The 20,865-nt window shown below is 38.4% G+C and carries 19 protein-coding genes and 1 riboswitch; of the genes, 3 read left to right on the top strand and 16 right to left on the bottom strand.

What is annotated here, in order from left to right:
* Positions 1–69: 69 nt before the first annotated feature.
* Together dtd and rsgA are read right to left on the bottom strand one after the other, a co-directional pair.
* Positions 70–522: a D-aminoacyl-tRNA deacylase gene (gene dtd, locus MS6x_RS14510; protein ID WP_482603186.1), complete on the bottom strand. Its 453-nt coding sequence runs from the start codon at positions 520–522 to the stop codon at positions 70–72.
* Positions 519–1,472, bottom strand: coding sequence for a ribosome small subunit-dependent GTPase A (gene rsgA, locus MS6x_RS14505; protein WP_482603185.1), 954 nt, complete (start codon positions 1,470–1,472; stop codon positions 519–521). Before rsgA ends, dtd begins: the two co-directional genes overlap by 4 nt.
* Before the next feature lie 90 nt (positions 1,473–1,562).
* Here rsgA and MS6x_RS14500 point away from each other — a divergent pair, with 90 nt between their 5' ends.
* Together MS6x_RS14500 and MS6x_RS14495 are read left to right on the top strand one after the other, a co-directional pair.
* Entirely contained in the window at positions 1,563–2,375 is an 813-nt protein-coding gene (locus MS6x_RS14500; protein ID WP_482603184.1) for a hypothetical protein, read from the top strand.
* Positions 2,376–2,550: 175 nt separating this feature from the next.
* The gene (locus MS6x_RS14495; RefSeq protein WP_482603183.1) at positions 2,551–2,991 is read left to right on the top strand and encodes a hypothetical protein; all 441 of its coding nucleotides are present in this window, start codon (positions 2,551–2,553) and stop codon (positions 2,989–2,991) included.
* An 87-nt stretch (positions 2,992–3,078) separates the two neighbouring features.
* Here the strand turns inward: MS6x_RS14495 and MS6x_RS14490 are convergent, their stop codons facing one another.
* The 6 genes from MS6x_RS14490 to MS6x_RS14465 all read right to left on the bottom strand — a co-directional run bounded on the left by MS6x_RS14490 (position 3,079) and on the right by MS6x_RS14465 (position 9,637).
* On the bottom strand, positions 3,079–4,161 hold the full coding sequence (locus tag MS6x_RS14490; protein ID WP_482603182.1) for a chorismate mutase: 1,083 nt from the start codon (positions 4,159–4,161) through the stop codon (positions 3,079–3,081).
* Between the two features lie 92 nt (positions 4,162–4,253).
* Positions 4,254–5,141: a prephenate dehydrogenase gene (locus MS6x_RS14485; protein WP_482603181.1), complete on the bottom strand. Its 888-nt coding sequence runs from the start codon at positions 5,139–5,141 to the stop codon at positions 4,254–4,256.
* 62 nt (positions 5,142–5,203) lie between these two features.
* Positions 5,204–6,355, bottom strand: a complete 1,152-nt coding sequence (locus tag MS6x_RS14480; RefSeq protein ID WP_482603180.1) for a pyridoxal phosphate-dependent aminotransferase — start codon at positions 6,353–6,355, stop codon at positions 5,204–5,206.
* Positions 6,352–7,179 carry a prephenate dehydratase gene (locus MS6x_RS14475; protein ID WP_482603179.1) on the bottom strand — a complete coding sequence of 276 codons (828 nt, stop codon included), beginning with the start codon at positions 7,177–7,179 and terminating at the stop codon, positions 6,352–6,354. The genes MS6x_RS14480 and MS6x_RS14475 overlap by 4 nt, the downstream gene beginning before the upstream one ends.
* Positions 7,180–7,588: 409 nt before the next feature.
* Positions 7,589–8,053, bottom strand: coding sequence for a hypothetical protein (locus MS6x_RS14470; RefSeq protein ID WP_482603178.1), 465 nt, complete (start codon positions 8,051–8,053; stop codon positions 7,589–7,591).
* A 63-nt stretch (positions 8,054–8,116) separates the two neighbouring features.
* Entirely contained in the window at positions 8,117–9,637 is a 1,521-nt protein-coding gene (locus tag MS6x_RS14465) for a M20/M25/M40 family metallo-hydrolase (protein WP_482603177.1), read from the bottom strand.
* Between the two features lie 129 nt (positions 9,638–9,766).
* Here MS6x_RS14465 and MS6x_RS14460 point away from each other — a divergent pair, with 129 nt between their 5' ends.
* Positions 9,767–10,729, top strand: a complete 963-nt coding sequence (locus MS6x_RS14460; protein ID WP_482603176.1) for a lipid A deacylase LpxR family protein — start codon at positions 9,767–9,769, stop codon at positions 10,727–10,729.
* Between the two features lie 42 nt (positions 10,730–10,771).
* On the opposite strand, the gene MS6x_RS14455 is transcribed toward MS6x_RS14460, so the two are convergent.
* From MS6x_RS14455 to MS6x_RS14420, 8 genes are all read right to left on the bottom strand, one after another.
* Entirely contained in the window at positions 10,772–11,827 is a 1,056-nt protein-coding gene (locus tag MS6x_RS14455) for a serine hydrolase domain-containing protein (RefSeq protein WP_482603175.1), read from the bottom strand.
* Positions 11,828–11,926: 99 nt separating this feature from the next.
* A complete protein-coding gene (locus MS6x_RS14450) occupies positions 11,927–12,766 on the bottom strand; it encodes a head GIN domain-containing protein (RefSeq protein WP_482603174.1) in 840 nt (279 codons plus the stop codon).
* A gap of 20 nt (positions 12,767–12,786) precedes the next feature.
* A complete protein-coding gene (locus tag MS6x_RS14445) occupies positions 12,787–13,887 on the bottom strand; it encodes an acyloxyacyl hydrolase (protein ID WP_482603173.1) in 1,101 nt (366 codons plus the stop codon).
* A 101-nt stretch (positions 13,888–13,988) separates the two neighbouring features.
* Positions 13,989–14,942 (bottom strand): methylenetetrahydrofolate reductase [NAD(P)H], encoded by a 954-nt coding sequence (gene metF / locus MS6x_RS14440; RefSeq protein WP_482603172.1) that lies wholly within the window; start codon positions 14,940–14,942, stop codon positions 13,989–13,991.
* 2 nt (positions 14,943–14,944) lie between these two features.
* Positions 14,945–17,671 (bottom strand): methionine synthase, encoded by a 2,727-nt coding sequence (gene metH, locus MS6x_RS14435; protein ID WP_482603171.1) that lies wholly within the window; start codon positions 17,669–17,671, stop codon positions 14,945–14,947.
* A 2-nt stretch (positions 17,672–17,673) separates the two neighbouring features.
* Positions 17,674–18,669: a homocysteine S-methyltransferase family protein gene (locus tag MS6x_RS14430; protein ID WP_482603170.1), complete on the bottom strand. Its 996-nt coding sequence runs from the start codon at positions 18,667–18,669 to the stop codon at positions 17,674–17,676.
* A gap of 139 nt (positions 18,670–18,808) precedes the next feature.
* A riboswitch (SAM riboswitch) is annotated at positions 18,809–18,929 on the bottom strand.
* A gap of 145 nt (positions 18,930–19,074) precedes the next feature.
* A complete protein-coding gene (locus tag MS6x_RS14425) occupies positions 19,075–20,136 on the bottom strand; it encodes an NAD(P)/FAD-dependent oxidoreductase (protein WP_482603169.1) in 1,062 nt (353 codons plus the stop codon).
* 120 nt (positions 20,137–20,256) lie between these two features.
* Positions 20,257–20,838 (bottom strand): precorrin-2 dehydrogenase/sirohydrochlorin ferrochelatase family protein, encoded by a 582-nt coding sequence (locus MS6x_RS14420; RefSeq protein WP_482603168.1) that lies wholly within the window; start codon positions 20,836–20,838, stop codon positions 20,257–20,259.
* Between the last annotated feature and the right edge of the window lie 27 nt (positions 20,839–20,865).

Genomic DNA, 20,865 nt, shown 5'->3' with positions numbered 1-20,865 from the left:
AGATTATTTTACTAACGCTAAACTCCCAATTTTCTTACATCTAAAAAAGAAAAATATGATAATGCGCAACTATTCTCGATTTTTGGTATCGAGGATAATAGTTACAGGTCCATCATTTAATAATTCAACCTGCATGTCGGCTCCAAAAATACCAGTACCTACTTTTTTACCTAGCTCCTTCTCCAATTCCATTACAAAATCTTCGTACAAGGGAATGGCAACCTCTGGCTTTGCCGCTTTTATGTAAGAAGGCCTATTACCCTTTTTGGTGGCGGCATATAAGGTAAACTGACTTACTACAATGGCTTCTCCTTCTACATCTAGCAGCGATAGATTCATAACACCTTCAGAATCATTAAAAATACGAAGATTGGTTACTTTGCGAACTAACCATTGTATATCATCCGCTTCATCTTCGTAGGTAATGCCCAGCAGGACTAATATTCCGTTTGATATGGAAGCGATACTTTTTTCATCTACCATTACACTAGCCCTAGAAACTCTTTGTACGACTGCTCTCATTTTTTTTCTTCATGAATGTCTACACGATAATTTTCATCTTCTCCCTTAACCATTTGAAGGTAGCTTTGATACCTGCTCCAAGCAATTTCTCCTGCTTCCAAAGCATCTTTAACTGCACATTTTGGCTCATCGATATGTATACAGTTGTTGAACTTACAATCTTGTTTCAGTTTAAACAACTCCGGAAAGTAATCCCCTATTTCTTCCTTTTCCATATCTACGATACCAAAACCCTTAATTCCAGGGGTATCTATAATTTGTGCACCAAAATCCATATCGTACATTTCTGCAAAGGTTGTGGTATGCTGTCCTTGTAAATGCTGCTCTGAAATTTGGGCCGTTTTAAGATTTAAATTGGGGTCTATAGCATTAATCAATGTTGATTTACCAACACCTGAATGTCCGGAAAACATAGAAGTCTTACCTACCATCCATTCTTTAATAGTTTCGACATTTTTACCGGTAATAGCCGAAATTCCTATACAGGTATATCCAATCTCCCTATACATTGAGGCTAAGTATTTTACCTCGTCTAGTTCTTCGTTTGAATAGGTATCAATTTTGTTGAACACCAAAATAGCAGGAATATGATAAGCCTCCGCAGTTACCAAAAAACGATCTATAAAAATAGAATGTGTAGGAGGATTGTTTAGGGTAATAAGTAAAAATACCTGATCTAAATTAGAGGCTATGATATGGGTTTGCTTAGAAAGGTTTACCGATTTTCTAATGATGTAATTTTTACGTTCATCAATTTTGTTAATGATTCCGATGGTATCGTCCCCTATTGTTTCTACTTCAAAATGAACTCTGTCTCCAACAGCTACTGGATTGGTACTTTTAATCCCCTTAATACGGAACTTTCCCTTAATTCTACAATTATAAAAATCGTTATTATCCGATTTTACCGTATACCAGCTTCCCGTCGACTTATAAACTATTCCCTTCATTCCGTGTAAAAGATTTTTCAATCCGTACAAAGTAACCTCTTTATTGATGAAAATTATTATAAATTTGAAAACAAACACAAACTATATCCAATGAAAAATCTTAAAAATTTTATTTTAATGCTATGCATTGCGATAACATCGTTTGCCATAGGACAAGAAACAGTTACTAATGAATCTGTGATTCAGATGGTAGAACTTGGTTTCGACGATTACATGATTATTGACAAAATCACTCATTCGGACGTAAAATTTGACGCGTCCATCTCTGCTTTAAGTGCTATGAAAAATGCAGGAGTATCCTCAGAGATTCTTTCTCTAATCATGGAAAAATCCAGACAAAACACAAAATCAAAAACAGGAATTTATTATCTAGCAGCAGACGGAGAGGATAAACTTGTGCAACCAAGCGTATTCTCCGGCTCAAATTCAAATGCTGTTGCGCAAAAATTAGTTTCTGGACTTATCAACTCTAAACAAAAAGCCCAGTTACCAAAGACACAATCCAACAACGTCATTAATAACTCACAGCCCGAATTCACCTTTATTTTTGACCCTAGTGTTACCGAAGTGGACAACATGCAAAACAACCAAGGTAACCAAGCTGGAGTTTTTAATTGGTGGTTTAGAATGGCCAGTAACCCCAATGAATTTGTTTTGGTTAAATTAACGGTGAAGGAAAAGAAAAATCTAAGAGAAATTATTACGGGAAAAAACAGTTGGATTACCAGCAGCAGTGGTATTGACCCAAAATATGCTTTATCCTTTAATATTGAAGAGATAGAAGGTAATAAATTTAAAGTTACGCCAGACAACCTAGAACCTGGTGAATATTGTTTTATTTATCAAGGACAGGTACCACAAGGACGAGATAATCAAGCTGTTTTCGATTTTTCTATCCAGTAACATTTTATCTACATACCGTATCAAACCCAATGTAACCATTGGGTTTTTTTATGTTATTTTCAATTAAAAAACAATGAAGCAAGAAGGTTTTGAAGAGTTCATCACAATTTATTGGTTTTAAAAATGTTATTGAAGGTGTATAATACAACCAAAATAAAATTTAACTCAAGTAATTATGAAGAGAATTATTTTTATCGCATTCGTTGCACTAGCCTTTACTTTTGAAATGAACGCGCAGCAGTACAAAGTCATTACCAGTGTAGAATCTATCGTTTCCAGTGGGCTTGGACGATCAAGAATAATTGATGGGAACGAAGAAAAAGATTATACTGAATTCACCTCAACCCAAACCGAAGACGACAATACCCGTAATAAGTCTAAAAGAAATGAGATTAGGGTAAAGGATTTCGATGAGACCAAACTATTGAACTTTTTCAATATAGCAGGTATCCGATTCCAAAATATTGCGGCAAATGATGCTATTATCACCTCTAAAATAAACACCATGGTTGCCGATGGTTGGGAGCTTGCTTTCGTTACAAGTGCTGTAGAAAGTGACAGTGGTAAAGGAGATGGGTCAGGTATTTTCATTACTCGTTACATTTTCAAGAAATAGACCTAAAAAAAGTCGGCATTCAAAATTGAATACCGACTTTCTAAAATTTAGAAAAATCCCAATTTTTAAAGTTGGGATTTTTTGTATTTATCCCTTTACTATTTTTTCCTGATGATTTATAGATTCTTGGTGTATTGCCTTGAACATACGCAAAACAAATTCTTCACTAAGTCCTTTGGTTTCACCTTCTAAAATCATTTTACCTAGAATCTCGTTCCATCTATTCGATTGGAGTACGGCTACGTTTCTGGACTTTTTCAACCCACCGATACCATCGGAAATCTTCATACGTTTACCTAGGGTTTCTATCAATTGATTATCAATAACATCAATTTGCGCTCTTAAATTACTGAGTTGACTATTGTATTCCGCTTCTGGGTCAGATTCTTTTCTGATTTTTAAATCCCTCATGATCTGTACCAAGGTATCTGGTGTAACCTGTTGTGCGGCATCACTCCAAGCGTTGTCTGGATCAAAATGCGTTTCAATCATCAATCCATCAAAATTCAAATCCAATGCGGTTTGTGATACATCAAAAATCATATCGCGTTTACCGGTTATGTGTGATGGATCATTGATCAATGGTAAATCTGGAAACTTGTTCTGAAACTCAATGGCCAACTGCCATTCCGGAATATTCCTGTACTTCGATTTCTCATATGTTGAAAATCCTCTGTGAATAGCCCCCAGCTTTCTAATACCTGCGGTATGTAAGCGTTCGATCCCACCCAACCATAATGCCAAATCTGGATTTACTGGATTCTTTACCAAGACAATTTTATCCGTTCCCTCCAAGGCGTCCGCCAATTCTTGCATAATAAAAGGACTCACGGTAGAACGTGCACCGATCCAGAGTAAATCTACATCATGCTCCAAGGCTAATTCTACATGCGCGCGATTGGCTACTTCTGTGGCAGTTTTTAAACCTGTCTCTGCCTTTACTTTCTGGAGCCATTTTAAGCCAAGTGCGCCAACGCCTTCAAAATTTCCAGGTCGGGTTCTTGGTTTCCAGATACCTGCTCTATAATAGTTGACATCGGTATCTTTTAACTCGTGCGCTATACGCAATACTTGTTCCTCGGTTTCTGCACTACATGGCCCTGCTATTACTAGTGGATGATCTAAACCCATATCGTCCAACCATGTTCTCATTTCTTTTGTATTCTCCATTACTTTGTTTTTGGTGAAGCTGTAAACGGCAAAAAGGGTAAAGGTGTTCTTGTTTTGCAATTTTTAGACTTCTTCTATTTAAATATTACGTGTTAGTATTCATTATTCTTTTCTGCAGCTACAACTTTATTCGTAGGCATCCCTTTCAAAATCGTCTTTATCTTATTTGTATTGTTCATCTGATTATAAATGCCCTCATAGTCATTCTTCAAAAGTAGCTCCTTGAACTCGCTTAAATTTTGGATATACTCCTCCAAGGTTTCAATAACATTATCCTTATTTTGCTTAAAAATTGGAGTCCACATAGCAGGTGAACTTTTGGCCAAACGCACCGTACTTTCGAATCCACTGCCTGCCATATCAAAAATATCGCGTTCGTTCTTTTCCTTTTCGATGACCGTTTTTCCCAACATAAACGAGCTAATATGCGACAAATGTGAGACATAAGCGATATGCTTATCATGCGCTTTTGGATTCATGTACCGAATTCTCATTCCTAACAATTGAAAAATTTCCAAAGCCCGCTCTTGTAAGGTAAAGGCTGTTTTCTCTACCTCGCAAATAATATTGGTCTTGCCATCATATAGTCCGTTTATAGCTGCTGACGGACCAGAAAACTCTGTTCCCGCAATAGGGTGGCATGCTAAAAAATTTCGTCTTTTAGGGTGGTTTTCCAACGCCGCACACAGGAGTTCTTTCGTAGAACCAGCATCACAGACCACGCATTCGTCGGATACCTTATCCAATATCTCAGGGAGTTCTATTAACATCACATCTACCGGAACACTAACCATCACAAAATCTGCTGAATGTAAATCCTCATAGCTTGCTTTTTCATCTATAAGACCTAAGGAAAGTGCCTCGGCTACATGGGTGGCATTGGCATCTATTCCGTAAATTTTGGCATAGGGCATTTTAGTCCGTATGTCTTTTACAAATGACCCTCCTATTAAACCGATTCCAACTACAAAAATGTTCATACTTTTTTTAAATATTAAATACTAGATTTTAGACGAATTTTCTTTGTCTCACTTCTGGTATCTCACTGCTCAAATCTGCTGATAGCCTCTTTTATTCTTTCTTCTGTTACACAAAGTGAAAACCGAATATACCCTTCTCCATTACTACCAAAAATAGTTCCTGGTGCAATGAAAATATCCTTGTCATACAACAACCCATCTATAAATTCTTCAGATGATTTTGACCCTTTGGGCAACCGTGCCCAAATAAACATACCTGCTGCATTTGGGTCGTAGGTAGCACCTAACAAATCTACCAATTGAAACATCAATTTTCTTCGTTTACTATACGTACGGTCCAATTCTTGAAACCATAGATCCCCACTTTTTAAAGCTGTAATAGCCCCTTGTTGTACGCCGTAAAACATTCCAGAGTCCATATTACTCTTGATCTTTAGTACTGCAGTGATATGTTCTGCATTTCCGGAGACCATGCCTACGCGCCATCCGGCCATATTAAAGGTCTTACTTAGCGAATTCAACTCCAATGCCACTTCCTTAGCTCCAGCTACCTGTAAAATACTGGTAGGCTGATTGTTTAACACAAAACTATAGGGATTATCATTCACCAATAATATTTGATGTTTTTTAGCAAAAGCCACGAGCGTTTGCATCTTCTCCATGGTTATGCGTGCACCTGTAGGCATATTGGGGTAACTGATCCACATTAATTTCACGGTACTCAAATCCATTTGTTCCAACTTGTCCATGTCGGGCAACCAATTATTTTGACCAGTAAGGTCATACATGATCGGTGTTGCCCCCACCAGCTTAGTAACCGATGTATAGGTAGGATATCCCGGGTCGGGAATGAGTACGGCATCGCCTACATTTAGAAATGCCATACTTATGTGCATAATGCCCTCTTTGGAGCCCATTAAAGGTAAGATTTCCGATTGTGCGGCTAAGTCTACATTAAACTTGTTTCTATAAAAAGAGGCAAAAGCGGCTCTAAGCTCCGGCAAACCTTGATAGCTCTGGTACTGGTGGGCACCAGGCTCCAAAATAGCTTTTTGCATGCTGGCAATGACTTCGGTAGACGGTGCTAAATCTGGACTACCAATGCCCATATTTATAATAGGTTTGCCAGCCACCATTAATTCACGTACCTCTCGCAACTTTTTTGAGAAGTAGTATTCCTGTACTGTTTCTAAACGCTCAGCCGTTTGTATCATACCTTGGCATTTTTATATTCTCCCAAAACTTTAAATTCCTCTGTCATGATATCCAACAACGCTTTTGCTTTGCTAAAATCTTCATAATCGTTAAACGTAATATCTACAAAGAAGGCATATTTCCAAGGTGTCTCTATAACCGGAAGTGATTGTATTTTAGTTAAATTCATTCTACAATCACTCATTACATTAAGCACAGCAGCCAAACTACCGCGTTTGTGGTTCGTAACGAACCTTACGGAGGCTTTGTTTATTTCTTCTTTTGGAAGCTCTTTGTTCTTTGTCTTTACAATAATAAATCTCGTGGCGTTATTCTTAATAGTCTGTATATCGTCCGCTACGATGTCCAAGCCATACAATTCGGCGGCAACCTTAGGTGCAATCGCTGCCACATGGGCTAACTTTTGCTCCTGAATGCGCTTGGCCGTTTCGGCAGTATCCACATCTTCAATTAATCGGATATGGGGATAAGCTTTGAAAAATTCTTTACACTGAAGCAGAGCCATAGGATGTGAACTAACTTCCTTTATATTGGAAAGCTGTTGTCCTTTTAAGACCATTAGGTGATGGTGTATGTTGAGGTAATGTTCCCCGATAATATGCAAATCATTATGGTACACCAAGGCATAGTTTGGTATAATAGAGCCTGCAATAGAATTTTCGATAGCCATGACGCCCTTGTCCGCTTTTTTGTCTAGGAGGTTTTGGACCAACGCATCAAAAGAAAGACATTCGTCCAATACTATGTAATCGCCAAAGTAGTCCAACGCCACTTGATGGTGATTGGAACCTTTTATTCCCTGTATAGCTATTTTTAAACTCATATTCCTCCCCTAATCCCTCCTTCGGAGGGGGTTTTTATTACTGCTCTGAAAATTCAGAGATGTGCAAGCAGCTACAATAATCTTAAATCCAACTTTCAATTCCGAATCACGTTCAGAATTGTTCAAAATCCAATGATTTTGAACAAAAAAAAAGCCCCGTTTGCAACGGGACTTCTTTTGTTTATATGTGTTAGATATATACTACAACAGTCCCGTACTTCTTTTAAAATAGAAGTAAAAATAGAAACCGTTCCAGAAATATTGCTTTGTCATTGTCTGTTTACCTAAAGCTAATGTACTAATTATATTTAAAACTGATGATTTAGTGGATTATTTTTTTAAAAATTGACCAAAAGACTTGACTTCATAACAATAATAATGCTTTAACTAGGGTTTAAATACGAATTATTCAAAATTGCAAAGCTAGTCCCAAACCGTTTTGATTGCTCACAGGAACCAACCTGTAGGTTGTTTTATTGTCAAATTGTTTATTGTAGGTGAGTATTGCCGTCTTTCCATTCTTATTTGCAGCATTAAGGAAAATCCCAGCAATTATGCCAAATCCAACAGTTGCAACCGCAGGGGTAAGCGTTTCATTATCTCCTTCCGAACTCAATTCTGAAGCTAACCATACCACACTCGCCATTTGTCCTGCAAAGGCAACATAGCCTATTGTCGCATTTTTAGTCGATTTTTTCCAATAGGCATTTACTTCATCGTTTTTTGTCATAAGAACTTTCAGTTCTTTTTTAGTTATCTGTCTATCGTCTTGGTAATACTCAACATTCCAAAAACCAGGAAATGCAGTAATCTCTTGAGCTTGAGCGGTTGAAAAAACTAAAAAAAGAACAATAAAAAAAGATGCATATTTCATACACAATAGCGTTTTAAATGTATAGCTGTAAAAATAATTATTTTCAATTGAAAACGCTAATTACTATAGTTTCTCCATAAGAATTGCCAGCATTGTTTTAACACCCTCCCTATAATTTCCTATCCTTAAATTTTCATTGGGACTGTGCTGGTTATTATCCCTATTTACGGTGGGTACCGTTACAGCAGGTATATTTAGCGTGGTTACAAAAGGCGATATAGGAATAGAACCACCGCTCATTCGTATGCGAATGGGGTCTTCTCCAAACGCATTTTTTAAGGCATTGGTAAGCCAAACGCCAACTTCAGAATCAAAGTCGGTTCGAAACGATTGATAGGAGATTTCAGAGGTGACAGTGGCAATCTTATCGTGGGTGAGTCTTTCTTTCTCTGTAGGTTCCGCATCGATAACATGGTATCCTTGCTCCTTCACGTAGTCTATCACCAAACGTATTAACCGCTCCGGGTCGGACTCTAAAACCAAGCGAACATCCAACTCTGCCCTAGCCCAACCCGGTATTATTGTACGTACTTTTTCATCTATCCAACCGGACTGCATTCCCCTTATATTCAAGGAAGGGTATTGAATCGCCTCTTGGTAGTAGCTTCCCACTTTATCGGCCGAAACAATTTGCAACCTCTTTTTAATTTCGTCCTCCTTGTCCGGAACATTTCGTAATATCTTCTCTGTCTCAGGATCAATACTAATCCCATCATAGAATCCTGGGATGGTAACGCGACCATCGTCATCCTTCATGCCGGCCAGCAGTTTGGAAAGCCGCAACGCGGGATTGGGCGCATAATTCCCAAAGTGACCACTATGTTGAGGAACATTAGGACCATAGGTAGTCAAGGTAATGGTAGCAATCCCTCTTGCACCAAAAGTCAAGGTAGGTTTATTACTGATATGACGCGGCCCATCAAAAATAATGAGCATATCAGCTTTCAGTAGTTCGGCATTTTTTGTGACTGCACCAGGTAGTCTTGGAGAACCCAGCTCTTCCTCAAAATCCATAATCACCTTTATATTATAGTTAGGGATTATTTTTTTTGAAGCAGCAGCATCCAAGGCTGCCAAAAACATAACCACAGGACCTTTGGCATCACTTGCAGATCGAGCGAAAATTCGCATTTCATCATCTAGGGCATCAGCAAACTCCCAATCGGTTTCCTCCCATACATTCTTCTTTGTTTTCTTTTTAATGATCGGTTTGTAGGGACTTTTCTGAAACCATTGGGTACTATCCACGGGCTGACCGTCCAGTTGCAAATAAATCAATACGGTTTTCTTAGCCTTAGGGTGTTTTCTTTCCGCCAGCAACAAGGGAGCATGCGTCGTAGAAATACGCTGTGTAGCAAAACCCCGCTGGCCAAATTGATTTTCACACCACAATACATTTTGCTCAATATCTTTTGGGTAAAAAGCATCGTTAGGCATGCTTAACAATTCAATTAATAAAGGGAAACCTTCATCTGCATAGGTTTTGGATAGCACATCCAAATTTGTGTTTTGTTGTGCGAGCGTATAACAAGGACCAAATACAAGAACAAAAAGAAAAAACAACCCCCGAATTCGATGTGTCATAATAACCAATTTAATAATCGATAGCTAAAAATAACATATTACGGAATAGCTAAGGATGTAATTGCTGTAAATTCTAAATAAGGAGACCACAAATAAAACCTTTGCATTTTAATTCTCGTAAATAAGTTAATGAAGAAAATCAAATTAGCACTTTTTATTCTATTTCTGTTTTCTCTAAAAGCTCAAAGTCAAAAAATAGATCATTTGATTTCATTTCGTGAAATGCAAAGCACCTCTTATTTTCGATTCAATTATGAGAACGATTTCTTCACTGCGACGGACAAGAATTACACACAAGGTTATAATTTAGAATATGTAAACTCCGGTTTAAAAAGGAACCCGTTAAATCTACAGTTTATTAAATTAGACAATGGAAAAATTAAATATGGTATTGCTGTAGAACATTTAGGATTTACGCCAACTGATTTTGTGAGTGAAGAAATTCAGATTGGAGATAGGCCCTTTGCTGCTGCGATACTACTAAAAAACTTCAATAGTGCAACAGATTCCATTAATTTGACGAAAATATCCCAAACCTTTAGTTTTGGCCTAATAGGACAAGGTGCGTTTGGAAAAGAAATGCAAGTTGAAATTCATAGAGCCACAGGCAATAAAATTCCTGGAGGATGGCATAATCAGATTAAAAATGATTTGATACTAAACTTCCGCCTAGATTATGAAAAACAACTGTATTCGTTCAATAATAATTTTGCTCTAAATGCTCAAGCATCAATGCAAGTTGGAACCTTGTTTACCAATACTTCGCTAAGTATTAATACCATAATAGGTTTCTTCGATTCCCCCTTTTCTTCGAATACCCACAATAATAATTTTCAAGTTTATCTGTATTCTCAACCTATACTTTCGGTTATAGGATATGACGCCACACTTCAGGGTGGGTTGTTAAATAAGGAAAGCCCATACACTATTAAAGCCTCCGAAGTGAAACGGCTAACTGCCCAGTTCAATTATGGACTTATTATTAAAACTAGAAGCCTATATTTAGAATACGCACGAACTACTTTGACCCGCGAATTTGAATCTGGAAATAATGCAAAATGGGGAGGGATAAAATTAGGTTATGTTTTTTAAACCTCCTGCTTTGATTCATTGATATAACAACAATTTGTACTATTATATTTGAGAGATAGATAGTAACTCGTTGATAATGTAATTTAACTCCTCCTGTACGTTTGGATCAGTACAATTGATGAAGATGGCAAATACCATTTGCTCGTTTGGATAGATAAAAAAATTAGAAAACGCTCCTACACTACTTCCAATATGACCATAGTAAGGCCTCCCATTTTTATCTTCACTTACCTGCCAACCGAGTCCGTAGTAGGTGGGTTTATCCTGTGCCATAGCGGTAGTTAAAAACTCCGACAACACCTTTGCATCCAAAGAATAGCCATCCAAATAGGCTTGCCCTAGTTTTGCAATATCCGCAGTGGTGCTCAAATAGCCACCACCAGCCAATTTATAAAAATTATTTACGGGGACTGCTTCCCGAAAACCGAGACTAACTTTGGTATAACATGTTGCAAGATTCTCTTCAAGTTCGGGTGGAACAAAGACCCTTCTAAATTTATTTGACTCAAGCACTACTTGGTCCGACTTCCCGATATTTGGCGAAAAGGTATGTTGCATTTCTAAAGGTTTCAACACCTTTTCATATACATACTCTTCAAAAGGAACTCCACTCGCTTCCTGCATTGCCAAGGATAACAGTACCCAATCATAACTAGTATATTCATACCCTGTACCCGGTTCAAAAAGCAAGGGGTCGTCTTTGAACACATTAATACTTTCTTTGATGGAATACGATTTGTTCAAAGCGAATTCCTTGCCTCGATACTTTCGAATACCGGCGGTATGACTAGCCAGTTGCCGGATGGTAAAATCCCATTTTTTCTTAGGAAAATAGGGCACATAAGTGTAAAACGAAGTATCTAAATCAATGATTTTTTCGGAGATCATGTGTGCAAGTGCCGTGGCTGCTATCGGTTTTGATACACTGGCGATACGAAAGATTGTTTCTTTAGGATGTATATACTTCTTATCTACCATATCTGCATACCCGTATCCTTTTTCAAACAATCGCTTTCCGTTCTTTAATACCGTAATTGAAAGACCTGGCACTCGCTTTTCATTAATCAAGCCTTGCAACAATCCGTCAACTTTTGCCAACCCTTTCAAAGTTTGATTACTTCCAATAATCCGTTGGCTCGAAAATAGATTTTTCAGGTAGTTGAGAATCGGATTGGACATTTGAAATACATCAAAGATTTAATTGAACAGCAGACGACCGTTAAAAATTTCATCCACTTCTACTGTTTCGGGTCGATTAAAACAGATAACGTTCCCATTGCCTCTAATAATACCGCGGACAGCTAACTGAGGGTTGGTTAAAATATCATTCGTTCCCCTATGGTTTACGATTACGTTGTCCGCTAGTAATTCCTCAGCCTCAATTCTAGAATCTCCGGCAGCAATCGTAACATTAAGCGTTGTAGCGGTACCCGACAACTTAAAATAGGCGATTCCATTTACTACTATAGAAACGGTTTCGATAGCCAAATCCAAGTCAAAAGAACCGTCGGTCGTTTCTGATTCGGGATTGTTGAAACTTTCGGAAATTAAACTGAGATTGGGATAGGCCAATGCCCCATCACTCCGAATCAGTAAACCAGTGCTGCTACGAATTTCGGAAATATTGGGAGCTGTTACATAAATGGTGGTAATCCCATATTTACGAAAAAGATTACAACCGTTCTCGTTTCTGAGTATTAATCGGTTCCCTTCAACTTCGGCACTGATTTCATTCAACAAAAACTCCCCAGTCTCTATTTCTACTTTTTGCAGGGGACCTTCTTTTAAAACCAGGGCTACTTTCTCAAAAACGGTGATTTTATCAAAACTAGGCAAACCCACTTCCTGCCTTATTAACTTACCTTCGCTTTGTAGACAATCAGGAGCGTTCTCTGAATTACAAGAGGTGAGTACGTTAGAAAGAACAAAGAGAAGTGAGAATAGAAATAAGACCCGACGTAATGTAAGCCCACGCAGGACATTGAAACTATATTCCTTTAAAAGTATTACCCTATTCAAAGTTATATTCTTTAGCATCTTTTTATTTTTTATGTCCGTTAAAACCGGACACCCACACCAAATTCCACTGCCTCGGCAGCCGCTCCATGTGATTTTAGCGTTATAGCACCAAATATGTTATCTCCAAAGTAGCGTTTCATACCTACCCGGTTATATACCCTTCCCTCAAAATCGAACGGATAGTATACGTAATATCCCAACTGTGTGACAATACTGGTTTTGTTAATGAACAATTCATGCCCTATGAAAAGGCCCGCTCTTCTGTAATCATCGTCAACGTTTACGTCCATCTCTGGAAAAGAAGTGCCTTGAAAACGAATCAATTCCTTTAAAAAATTGGAAAAAAATACATCCGCGCCCAATTGAATGGCGCTTTTTCTGCCCAATCGCTTATCGGCATAGCCTGATAAAATTAAAAAACCATACTGCCCTGAACCTATGATATCACTTTCATTAATACCGCTCCTTATGGCTACGTTATAGCGTACCGGCTCCGTAAATTTTTCCTTAGGCCCTTTTGGGATATACTCCAGTTCTTTTCCTCCGTCCAAATCATAAATCAAACCCGCATTTAATGCGAAGGTATTAGTAGATGTATTTGGTGCTCTTACATTGGCATTGGAATAATGTATCAACGAAATTCCTGCTTTAAACCCTAAACCTTTGAAAACATTCTCCTTATGAAAATTAAGCATTAAATAGGTAGAACTCATAAAATCTGACCCGTAAGCGTTGTTCCTGAAGTTAGTCTCCTTATCGTACGGATTCGTATTATAGGCAATACCCTGACCGACCCTAAATTGAATGTTACGCTCAAAAAGATAGAAGTTATAGTGTGCATAAAGGCCAAAATTATCACCTAAGGTCTCATTTTTCATGTTCTGATAGATGAACGATGCACCATAATCGGGATATCCGTACAATGCTTCCCATTCTTGGGAACCATAGGTTTTTCTGTTATAACTTAGAATAATCCCGTTGGGATGGTTGGCTATTAAATGGGAAATATCAGGATTATGAAGGAGCACGGAACCATAAAAGGGACTGGCATCTATGGTAAACTTCTTTACCTCCGCATCTTCTTGCGAAAAACAAAACTGAATAGATACCAAAGCAACAAAAAGAAAAATCTGCCTCATGGATGGCAAAAATAGGATTTTTACCTGACGGTTGACAGTTGGGCGCCAATGGTTTTTGAATTTAATCTGGAATACGGTATAAAGTAATATCTGGCTACTTTTTAGAAAAGTTCTTTTGCTATTGCTTTAATGTTATCGGATTTTCCCATGGAGTAATAGTGAAGTACCGGTACCCCAGCCGCTTTAAGCTCCTTACTCTGTTGAATTGCCCAATCTATACCTACTGCCCTCACTTCCTTATTGGTCTTACAGCCATCAACGGCCTCAATCAAATCTTGGGGCAGATCTATCCTAAACACTTGTGGTAATAATTGTAAATGTCGCTTAACCGCAATAGGTTTTATGCCCGGAATAATAGGTACTTGAATACCCATGTCCTTGGCTGCATTCACAAAATCGAAATACTTTTTATTGTCAAAAAACATCTGCGTGACGATATAATCCGCACCAGCGTCTACCTTTTCCTTTAATCGTTTTAAATCGGTCTTTAGAGAGGGTGCCTCCAAATGCTTTTCAGGATAGCCTGCTACACCAATGCAGAAATCTGCGCAATCATCGGTTTCAATAACCTCATGTAGGTACTTCCCACAATTTAAATCCTGTATCTGTTTTACTAAACTTTTGGCATACGGATGTCCACCTTTTGTAGCTTCAAAATATTGTTCCTCTCTCATGGCATCTCCACGCAGTGCCATTACATTATCTATGCCCAGATAGTGACAATCAACCAACAGATACTCCGTTTCCTCCTTCGTAAAGCCACCACAAAGTACATGGGGTACGGTATCCACATCGTATTTATGTTTAATAGAGGCGCAAATACCAACCGTGCCTGGACGCATTCTTGTTAATTTTTTATCCAACAACCCATCCCTATCAATATATACATACTCTTCCCGCGAAGTTGTTACATCAATAAATGGGGGTTTAAATTCCATTAACGGATCAATATTATTATATAATTCTTGAATATTACGCCCTTTTACAGGCGGAATAATTTCAAAACTAAATAAGGTTTCGCCTTTGGCTTTGTTTATATGATCAGTAACCTTCATAATTATTCATCAACTATATTTGGGGCAAGCCATTTATTGGCTGTCTCCATTTCGATTCCTTTTCTAGTTGCAAAATCTTCAACCTGATCCTGCTTAATTTTTCCAAGTCCAAAATACCTAGCCTGTGGGTTCCCAAAATAATAGCCACTAACGGATGCTGCTGGCCACATGGCCAAACTTTCCGTGAGTCTTACTCCAATATTCTCTTCTACTTTTAAAATTTCCCAAATGGTCAATTTCTCCAAGTGGTCAGGACAGGCAGGATAACCCGGTGCAGGTCTAATACCCTTGTACTTCTCGTTTATTAATTCTTCGTTCCCTAAATCCTCATTTACAGCATATCCCCAATGTTTGGTACGCACCTCTTTGTGTAAGTATTCGGCGAAAGCTTCTGCCAAACGGTCTGCTAATGCTTTAATCATTATGGAGCTATAATCGTCTAGTTCGGCCTCATACTCTTTGGCCAACTCCTCTGTTCCAAAACCGGTAGATACGCAAAAACAGCCCACATAATCTTGTTTGCCTGTTTCTTTGGGCGCAATAAAATCTGCCAATGCATAATCTGGAACACCCTCCCGACGCTGTAACTGCTGGCGCAACGTTCTGAAAATAAAAATGCTTGGTTGAACTTCGTCCTTAGCCCCTCGACTGTACTCGGGATGACGTTTTAACTCAATATCATCATTATTAATTGAATTTGCTGGGAATAAGCCAAAAATCGCTTTGGCCTTTAATTTCTTTTCTTCCAAAATTTCTCGTAACAGATTCTGTACATCTGCAAACAAATCTGTTGCTTGCTCCCCAACAACACTGTCCGTTAAAATATCCGGGTACTTCCCATGCAGTTCCCAACTTCTAAAAAAGGGAGTCCAGTCGATAAAGGGGACCAGTTTCTCCAAATCCATATCTTCAATAATCTGGATTCCTAACTCATTCGGTTTCACGATTTCAGAAGCTGCCCACTCAATTTTAAACTTATTCTGCCTAGCTTTATCTATTGACTTATATTCTTTTTGAACCGAACGCTTTAAGAACTTATCTCGAAATACATTGTAATCCTCTTTTATTGACTTTTTATATCCTTCGGAAGTTTCTTTTTGTAATAAATCTCCAACCACGGTAACGGCACGTGAAGCATCGTTTACATGCACGACCGCTTGACTGTATTGCGGGTCGATTTTTACCGCCGTGTGTGCTTTACTTGTAGTTGCACCTCCAATCAACAAAGGAACATTAAAATTTTGACGCTCCATTTCCTTGGCCAAATGTACCATTTCATCAAGAGATGGTGTAATTAAGCCACTTAAGCCAATCACATCTACGCTGTGTTCAATGGCAGCAGCAATTATTTTTTCTGGAGGAACCATGACTCCCAAGTCCACTATTTCATAATTATTGCAAGCTAAAACAACACTCACAATATTCTTTCCGATATCGTGAACATCACCCTTAACAGTGGCCATTAAAATTTTTCCGTTTCCGTCCGTATCTCCTACTTGAGGATTTAATAATTTTTCCTCTTCAATGTAGGGCAACAAATAAGCAACAGCCTTTTTCATCACACGTGCAGACTTCACCACCTGAGGTAAAAACATTTTTCCACTTCCAAAGAGATCACCTACCACGTTCATTCCGGTCATCAAACTAACTTCTATAACCTCAATCGGTTTGTCGGCTGCCTGCCTTGCTTCCTCTACATCGGCAACTATATATTGATCTATTCCCTTAACCAATGCTCTAGTAATCCTATTTTGCAAGGGTTCTAAACGCCAAGATAAATCAACTTTACTTTCCTTAGCCTTTCCTATAACAGATTCAGCAAAATCGAGTAGTCTCTCTGTTGCATCATCTCGGCGATTAAGCATGACATCTTCAACACGTTCCAATAAATCCTTTGGAATATCATCATACACTTCCAACATGGTCGGGTTAACAATACCCATGTTCATCCCTGCTTTTATTGCATGGTATAAAAAAACCGAGTGCATGGCTTCACGCACAGGGTTGTTTCCTCTAAATGAAAAAGAAACATTACTGACTCCACCGCTCACACTGCAATGCGGGAGATTTTCACGCACCCATTTTGTAGCGTTAATAAAATCTAGCGCATTCAATTTGTGCTCGTCCATTCCTGTGGCAACAGGAAAAATATTTAAATCGAAGATGATATCTTCTGGAGGAAAACCAACTTCGTTTACTAGAATATCATACGAACGTTTTGCAATTTCTATTCGGCGGTCATAATTATCTGCCTGACCCACCTCATCAAAAGCCATCACGATTACGGCGGCACCGTATCGTTTTATCAACTTTGCGTGATTTATAAATTCAGCTTCGCCCTCTTTTAGGCTAATAGAATTCACGACACATTTACCTTGTACCACCTGAAGTCCAGCCTCTATAATTTCCCACTTAGAGCTATCTATCATGATAGGAACTCTTGAAATATCTGGTTCGGCAATCACCAAATTCAAGAACTTCACCATGGCCTCTTTGCCATCAATGAGTCCGTCATCCATATTTATGTCGATGATTTGCGCCCCACCTTCTACTTGGTCTCGGGCAACATCCAGCGCTTCTTCAAACTTTTCTTCCTTAATGAGTCTAAGAAACTTCTTGGAACCGGCCACGTTTGTGCGCTCTCCTACGTTTATAAAATTAGTCTCCGGAGTTACCACGAGGGGTTCAAGACCACTTAACTTTAAATATTTTGGTTTTGTTTGCTCCATGATTAATTTTCAACCGCCAACGACCTGGGGTCGAATTGCTTTACTAATTCTGCTATGGCCGTAATATGTTCTGGAGTCGTTCCGCAACATCCCCCTACAATATTAACTAAGCCTTTTTCTACATACTCCTTGATTTGTTCTGCCATCTGTTCTGGGGTTTCGTCGTACTCTCCAAAGGCATTTGGAAGGCCGGCATTGGGATGTGCAGAAACACCGAAAGGTGTTCTATTCGCCAAAACCTCCAAATGTGGTACAAGCTGACTAGCTCCTAAGGCACAATTAAACCCTACAGTTAAAATCGGAATGTGAGAAATAGAGATCAGAAAAGCTTCCGCTGTTTGTCCCGAAAGTGTTCTACCCGAGGCATCGGTTATGGTTCCGCTGACCATTATCGGCACATCAATATTCCGTTCTTCCTTTACTTCTTCAATGGCAAATAAAGCAGCCTTAGCATTTAGAGTATCAAAAATAGTTTCTACCAAAAGTAAATCGACGCCACCATCCAAAAGCGCCTCCACTTGTTGTTTGTATGCAATGCGCAGTTCATCAAAGGAAATAGCCCTAAAACCAGGATCGTTGACATCGGGTGACATACTCGCTGTTTTATTGGTAGGACCAATACTTCCAGCGACAAAGCGTGGTTTATTGGGTTCTTTTAAAGTAAATTCTTTGGCTACCATCTTGGCAATTCGGGCCGACTCGAAATTAAGTTCATATACTAACTCTTCCATATGGTAATCGGCCATGGCGATAGTCGTACCGGAAAAGGTGTTCGTCTCAACGATATCGGCACCTGCTGCGAAATACTTTCGATGTACGTCGGCAATAGCCTTTGGCTGGGTCAATGATAATAGGTCATTGTTTCCTTGCAATGGATGCTTCCAGTTTTTAAAGCGGTCTCCACGGAAATCTTCCTCGGTAAACTTATACCGTTGCAGCATAGTGCCCATGGCACCATCAAGTACCAAAATCCTTTTTTGGAGTATTTCTTTAATCATAATACGATATCTAGGCTATTAACGTATTTATATCGCTGTAAGTATCAAGAAAAGGAAAGTTGTGACGAAGCGTCTTTCTTTAAGGTTATCTATTCCTATCTTCATTAAGATTTTAACCTAATGATTATGCAACTTCCGATAGGTATCGGATTATGACAGGGGTAGAATGTAGCACCTTCTTAAATCCAATATCTAAAAATAGGGTAAAAGGGTTGCTAAGGCTTCATTGGGTCCAATCCCTCCGCCTTTCTTGATAACGATTTCAATGTATTAATGAACTAATGACAAAGAAACAGCACAGCTTGTTCTTAACCAAATTATAATGATAATTTCTTATAGTAGTTATAACTCAAAAACCCTCTGATAAGGAGCAAAATCAGAGGATTATTATCTCGAACAATATAACTAAGAAATACTTTGTACAACCTCTTTTTTAGCTTCTTTCTTAGTGCCATCAAAACCCTCTACACCACCAACAGTAGTATATTTCATTACATATCGTTTTCCTGGATTAATGAGCTGATATGCATATTGACACATTACTGCGGCCTCATGAAAACCTGAAAGAATCAACTTTAGTTTCCCTTCGTAAGTATTCACATCTCCTATGGCAAATACCCCAGGAAGATTAGTTTGGTAATCCTTCCCATTATTCACTTTAATGGCATTTTTGTGAATCTCTAGTCCCCAATTCCCAATAGGACCTAATTTTGGTGATAGCCCGAATAATGGAATAAAATTATCTACCTCTAGATACGTTTCTACCAAGGAATCATCATTGTGCTTGATAACGACAGCTTCTAAATAATCATCACCGTATATGTTTTTTACATGAGCTTCCGTAAATAATTTTATCTTTCCTAGTCTGGCTAATTCCGATGCTTTTTCTACGGAGTCTAAGGCACCCCGAAATTCGTTTCGGCGATGTACCAATGAAACTTCTGAAGCAACATCAGCCAAAAAGATTGCCCAATCCAATGCTGAATCCCCACCACCGGCAATAACGACTTTTTTATTACGGTATACCTCTGGGTCTTTAATAATATAAGCCACTCCTTTATCTTCAAATTCGGCAATATTTTCAATTGGAGGTTTACGTGGCTCAAAAGAACCCAATCCACCAGCTATCACTACCACTGGCGCATGATGCTGTGTTCCTTTATTGGTAGTAACCACATACGAACCATCTTCTTGTTTGTCCAAGGTTTCTGCTCGCTCTCCTAAGGTAAATCCGGGCTCAAATGGTTTTATTTGTTCCATTAGATTATCAACTAAATCTCCAGCTAAAATTTCTGGAAACGCAGGAATATCGTAGATAGGCTTTTTAGGATAAATCTCTGAACATTGCCCCCCTGGTTGAGGTAACGCGTCTATTAAGTGACATTTCAATTTCAATAAGCCCGCTTCAAAAACTGCAAACAAACCTGTTGGTCCAGCTCCTATAATAAGTATATCCGTTTTTATCATAATTTTAATTGTATTACCCAAAGCAGAAATTATAATCTAGTTCGTGACAAAATTCTTTACTATATGCCATTTAACTCATGTAAGTATCTCGAACCAAAATTTTAATCTTCCTATAGGGACTTAAGTATTTGGTTTTAACGATTGCGTAATTTCATTCATTTTATCTACCTTTTCTTCAAAATCGCCCTTTATAGTTTTCCTGTAATCATTTAGGTTTTGAACCATTTCATTGATATCTTCAGGTATGACTTCCTCAAAAAACTGACGCAAACGTTTTGCAGTTGTAGGGGATTTACCATTGGTAGAAATTGCTAATTTGACGTTACCTTTCGTTACGATGCCACCCATATAGAAATCACAATATGGCGGGTTATCCGCAACATTAACTAATTTATCTAGTGCTCTACAATCCTCATAAACCTGCACATTCACTTCTGGAACATCTGTGGTTGCAATAACCATATGTTTCCCTTTTAAATAGGAATTATTATAAACATCAGTTATCATCTCAACGTTATACCTAACTGCTAGTGCTACCGTTGCCTTTCTAAACATAGGAGCAACCATAGTAACAGTAGCATCTGGGCTAGATTTAGTTAAAAAAGAAAGTTTTTCCTCCGCTACATTTCCTCCTCCAATTACAAGTACATGAAGGTTTGAGGTTTTTAAAAAAACAGGGTATAAATTATTTCGTTCTACCATTAGGCTCTTGTTTTTAATTTTTAAAAG

This window comes from Maribacter sp. MS6 (genome assembly GCF_056839185.1).
Note: the sequence above shows the minus strand (reverse complement) of the source record. Positions and strands in the feature narration are given on the sequence as shown.

Bases quoted from the DNA above. Each gene is read 5' to 3' on its own strand.
- dtd (WP_482603186.1), bottom strand. From the start codon at position 522: ATGAGAGCAGTCGTACAAAGAGTTTCTAGGGCTAGTGTAATGGTAGAT.
- rsgA (WP_482603185.1), bottom strand. From the start codon at position 1,472: ATGAAGGGAATAGTTTATAAGTCGACGGGAAGCTGGTATACGGTAAAA.
- MS6x_RS14500 (WP_482603184.1), top strand. From the start codon at position 1,563: ATGAAAAATCTTAAAAATTTTATTTTAATGCTATGCATTGCGATAACA.
- MS6x_RS14495 (WP_482603183.1), top strand. From the start codon at position 2,551: ATGAAGAGAATTATTTTTATCGCATTCGTTGCACTAGCCTTTACTTTT.
- MS6x_RS14490 (WP_482603182.1), bottom strand. From the start codon at position 4,161: ATGGAGAATACAAAAGAAATGAGAACATGGTTGGACGATATGGGTTTA.
- MS6x_RS14485 (WP_482603181.1), bottom strand. From the start codon at position 5,141: ATGAACATTTTTGTAGTTGGAATCGGTTTAATAGGAGGGTCATTTGTA.
- MS6x_RS14480 (WP_482603180.1), bottom strand. From the start codon at position 6,355: ATGATACAAACGGCTGAGCGTTTAGAAACAGTACAGGAATACTACTTC.
- MS6x_RS14475 (WP_482603179.1), bottom strand. From the start codon at position 7,179: ATGAGTTTAAAAATAGCTATACAGGGAATAAAAGGTTCCAATCACCAT.
- MS6x_RS14470 (WP_482603178.1), bottom strand. From the start codon at position 8,053: ATGAAATATGCATCTTTTTTTATTGTTCTTTTTTTAGTTTTTTCAACC.
- MS6x_RS14465 (WP_482603177.1), bottom strand. From the start codon at position 9,637: ATGACACATCGAATTCGGGGGTTGTTTTTTCTTTTTGTTCTTGTATTT.
- MS6x_RS14460 (WP_482603176.1), top strand. From the start codon at position 9,767: ATGAAGAAAATCAAATTAGCACTTTTTATTCTATTTCTGTTTTCTCTA.
- MS6x_RS14450 (WP_482603174.1), bottom strand. From the start codon at position 12,766: ATGCTAAAGAATATAACTTTGAATAGGGTAATACTTTTAAAGGAATAT.
- MS6x_RS14445 (WP_482603173.1), bottom strand. From the start codon at position 13,887: ATGAGGCAGATTTTTCTTTTTGTTGCTTTGGTATCTATTCAGTTTTGT.
- metF (WP_482603172.1), bottom strand. From the start codon at position 14,942: ATGAAGGTTACTGATCATATAAACAAAGCCAAAGGCGAAACCTTATTT.
- metH (WP_482603171.1), bottom strand. From the start codon at position 17,671: ATGGAGCAAACAAAACCAAAATATTTAAAGTTAAGTGGTCTTGAACCC.
- MS6x_RS14430 (WP_482603170.1), bottom strand. From the start codon at position 18,669: ATGATTAAAGAAATACTCCAAAAAAGGATTTTGGTACTTGATGGTGCC.
- MS6x_RS14425 (WP_482603169.1), bottom strand. From the start codon at position 20,136: ATGATAAAAACGGATATACTTATTATAGGAGCTGGACCAACAGGTTTG.
- MS6x_RS14420 (WP_482603168.1), bottom strand. From the start codon at position 20,838: ATGGTAGAACGAAATAATTTATACCCTGTTTTTTTAAAAACCTCAAAC.